Raw genomic sequence first — 1,181 nt, forward strand, 5'->3', positions numbered from 1 at the left:
ACAAAAACTGTTTCTGTTTCACAACACAGAAAAAGAGCAACAGAATACAAATCTCTAATGATGTAATAAGCATTTGCCATAGCCCTATTCCACATCCACAAAGAATGAAGCTCTGCGGCTTTACGGTAAGATATAAGTTGCTGTTAGCAAATCTTCTTTTCCCTTTGAAAGAAGTAAAGAGCTAAAGATGCAAAAAGTAAGCAATTACCTCTTACAAAGACAAAAGATACCTTGCCTTAACTCTGAAAAGCGTGGGATTTTGTCTTTCGTAACAAATTTTTTTAAATAAAGATGATTTCATCTCTTTTTTTTTAGCTAAAAAATCTTTCCTGCAAACATTGTTTAGCCAGAATTGAAGAAAATAATATCATCTACCAATTATCAATATGGAGGCTAATAGTATGAAGCCACAAGATTCTTCCCTCCCTCATTCCTCACAAACACCAGAAGGAGCAAGTGCACCTGAAGGGGCACATGCAAATGTATCATTAGACAATATTACTGCACATTTAGAACAACCCAGTAGCGAAAAAGGAAGAAATATCCCATTCAATCGTGCGGAATTAAAAGATATTGTTGCCCGTTTAGAAGATGACATCTTAATGGGTCGTTGGTTTACAGCTGATTATGCAAGTACAGATCTTAAACTGATGCCAGCCTTGGTAGAACAAGCAAATCTTAAATATCCTGAAATGCGTCTTCAATTGGTAGCATCATCTCACGACTTTGCCCTTGCACTAAAAGAAACACTCGAAAAAGGCATAAAATCTTCTAGATTTATCATTCACACAAAAGATAGAGGAATTCATTTTTCAGTAATTGATCATCAAACTATCGATGACAAAACGTCCGTGATATTTTTTGAACCTACAACATTTAAAAACATGCAATCAGCAGTGCTAGCATTAAGGGCACAATTGGCCATTAAAGCGCATGAATTGTCTAACTGTTCTTTTGCCATGGCAGAAATGGATATTCAACGCAGTTCCTCTGAATGTGGAATGTTCAGCTTAAGCCTTGCTAAAAAGCTTTATCTCGAAGCTCAAAAATTAGAAAGACTACACAAAGATAATATTAAGGGTGTGTTATGTGAACCAGATACGCCTTTACCTGCTGAAAAATTAGATCCATATCTTCCAGCTCGTTTATACAAACACGTGCAAGGCAGAAGACGTCTTAGG

At 36.2% G+C, this 1,181-nt stretch carries 1 protein-coding gene; it reads left to right on the plus strand.

The features are described from left to right. Positions 1-401: 401 nt before the first annotated feature. A partial coding sequence (locus ACFILH_RS00575) for a YopJ/AvrA family T3SS effector serine/threonine acetyltransferase (protein ID WP_375667206.1) occupies positions 402-1,181 on the plus strand: 780 nt, incomplete at its 3' end.

The organism is Bartonella sp. CL435QHHD (assembly GCF_042195095.1).
Taxonomy (GTDB): Bacteria; Pseudomonadota; Alphaproteobacteria; order Rhizobiales; family Rhizobiaceae; genus Bartonella.